1 protein-coding gene and 5 tRNA genes are annotated in these 2,551 nt (G+C 42.1%); 1 reads left to right on the forward strand and 5 read right to left on the reverse strand.

What is annotated here, in order from left to right:
- Positions 1-154: 154 nt before the first annotated feature.
- The 5 genes from Q0779_RS23515 to gltX all read right to left on the reverse strand — a co-directional run bounded on the left by Q0779_RS23515 (position 155) and on the right by gltX (position 2,192).
- Positions 155-230: transfer RNA gene (locus Q0779_RS23515), tRNA-Glu, on the reverse strand.
- 121 nt (positions 231-351) lie between these two features.
- A tRNA-Ala gene (locus tag Q0779_RS23520) sits at positions 352-427 on the reverse strand.
- Between the two features lie 37 nt (positions 428-464).
- A tRNA-Glu gene (locus tag Q0779_RS23525) sits at positions 465-540 on the reverse strand.
- A gap of 61 nt (positions 541-601) precedes the next feature.
- Positions 602-677, reverse strand: a tRNA-Ala gene (locus Q0779_RS23530).
- Between the two features lie 105 nt (positions 678-782).
- Positions 783-2,192 carry a glutamate--tRNA ligase gene (gene gltX / locus Q0779_RS23535; RefSeq protein WP_298776687.1) on the reverse strand — a complete coding sequence of 470 codons (1,410 nt, stop codon included), beginning with the start codon at positions 2,190-2,192 and terminating at the stop codon, positions 783-785.
- 283 nt (positions 2,193-2,475) lie between these two features.
- Here gltX and Q0779_RS23540 point away from each other — a divergent pair.
- Positions 2,476-2,551 (forward strand) — tRNA-Val (locus Q0779_RS23540).

The following is a 2,551-nucleotide window of genomic DNA, read 5'->3' on the forward strand; positions in this document are numbered from 1 at the left end:
AAGGGGATTCGAACCCCTGTTACCGCCGTGAAAGGGCGGTGTCCTAGGCCTCTAGACGATGGGGACCCGGACTTTATCTTTATCACAATCGATAGGTGACCTTAGGATTGCTTTTTACATATAGAGCTAATGTTTAAATGAGTAAACAATAAAATGGTATCCCCAAGGGGATTCGAACCCCTGTTACCGCCGTGAAAGGGCGGTGTCCTAGGCCTCTAGACGATGGGGACCCGGACTTTATTTTTACTTAAGTAAAAACAACTGCATATTCTACTATCCAATAATCCTATTATTAAATAAACTGAATCAGTATGTTACATTCCACTTACCATCGAAAATGATGTCAATAAGTGGTGGAGCCTAGCGGGATCGAACCGCTGACCTCAACACTGCCAGTGTTGCGCTCTCCCAGCTGAGCTAAGGCCCCATAAACCTACATTACAAGTAATATAAATTATAATTTGTGGTATCCCCAAGGGGATTCGAACCCCTGTTACCGCCGTGAAAGGGCGGTGTCCTAGGCCTCTAGACGATGGGGACCCGGACTGTAATGTTATACTCTATTACATTGAGTGTATTTTTACTCTGTTTAGAATAAAAATGGTGGAGCCTAGCGGGATCGAACCGCTGACCTCAACACTGCCAGTGTTGCGCTCTCCCAGCTGAGCTAAGGCCCCACTTAACAACTAAGACACTTTTGAATCTATCACGATTTGCGTGACGCTATGTCTCAACTGCGTGGCGCATTCTATGCAGCAGACCCAAAAGTGTCAACTCGTTTTTTAGGAATTTATTCTATTTGCTACAAATTCAATCGCTTTGGATATTCTTTGTTCAGAACGTTCTCGTCCAACAAGAAATAAGGTTAAATCAACAGCAGGAGACATACCCGCTCCCGTTACGGCTACCCTCAACGGCATTCCGACTTTCCCCATTCCCACTTCTAACTCTGCAGCAGTAGCTTCAATAGCTTGATGAATAGAATCTACATTCCATTCAACTAAAGCAGATAACTTTTGTTGAATTAACTTCAACGGTTCCATTGCAACGCCTCTTAAATGCTTCTTAGCGGCATTTTCATCAAAATCACTAAAGTCTTCGAAGAAATAACGACTGGAAGTCGCCATCTCTTTTAATGTTTTTGCCCTTTCAGATAAAGCGGAAACCACTTCAGGCAAAGAAGGACCATGACAAAAGTCAATATTTTGATCATGCATATGCCATTCTAATTGTTTAGCGACATACTCGGAAGGAAGTGACTTCATATAATGCTGATTCAACCAAACCAGTTTTTCAGTATTAAAAGCCGATGCCGCCTTATTAATGTCATCTAGCTTGAATAGCTGTTTCATCTCTTCAATAGAAAACACTTCTTGGTCTCCATGAGACCAACCTAGACGCACTAAATAATTTAGAAGAGCCTCAGGTAAAAAACCATCATCGCGATATTGCATCACACTCACAGCACCGTGGCGCTTTGATAATTTAGCGCCATCATCGCCTAATATCATAGCAACATGTGCATATTCAGGTACTGGCGCACCCAATGCTTTAAGGATATTGATTTGACGAGGCGTATTATTAATATGATCTTCACCACGAACAACGCATGTGATCCCCATATCCCAATCATCAACAACGACACAGAAATTATAAGTTGGCGTGCCTTCCGTACGTGCAATAATGAGATCATCTAACTCTTCATTTGCAATTTCAATCCGTCCACGAACATGATCATCAAAAATAACGCTCCCGTCGGTTGGGTTTTTAAAACGAATAACAAAAGGCTCATCAGTCTCTCTTGGCGCTTTATCACGGCAACAGCCATCATATTTTTGACGTTCACCTTTTGCTTCTTGTTCTTCACGCATTAATTCAATGCGCTCACGAGAGCAATAACATTTATAGGCCGTCCCCTGCTCTAACATTTGTGCAATAATTTCATTATACCGTTCAAAACGCTGAGTTTGATAATATGGACCTTGATCCCAGTTTAGTCCTAACCATTCCATTCCTTCCAAAATGGCATCACAAGCTTCTTGAGTCGAACGTTCAATATCAGTATCCTCAACTCTTAATACAAATTCACCTTCATTTGCGCGAGCGTGTAACCATGAATAAAGTGCTGTTCGAGCGCCACCAACATGAAGAAAGCCTGTTGGACTAGGAGCAAAACGTGTCTTAGTTGTCATAATGGGACAATAACCTATATTAAAAAGTCTAGTAATTAGACGGTACTGATAAATGAGAGCCCTATTCTATCAGTCAAAATGCCAAAAAGAAAAACAAGCGTCAATTTGTCATTAAATCGCCATACTTGAAAAAATTGATTTAATCACCTGACTTATAACAATCAGCACAAAGACTTGAGTGACAAAGCAACAAAAAGTGCAAAATTAAGGCGGGTAGGCTTTTTTATCAAAAAAAGCGTTGACACTCGAAGCGCTCCCCCTATAATACGGCCCCACACAGCGAGGTCGATTAGCTCAGCTGGGAGAGCACCTCCCTTACAAGGAGGGGGTCACTGGTTCGAGCCCAGTATCGACCACCA

Source organism: uncultured Shewanella sp., from assembly GCF_947491715.1.
In the GTDB taxonomy this organism is placed as follows: Bacteria; Pseudomonadota; Gammaproteobacteria; order Enterobacterales; family Shewanellaceae; genus Shewanella.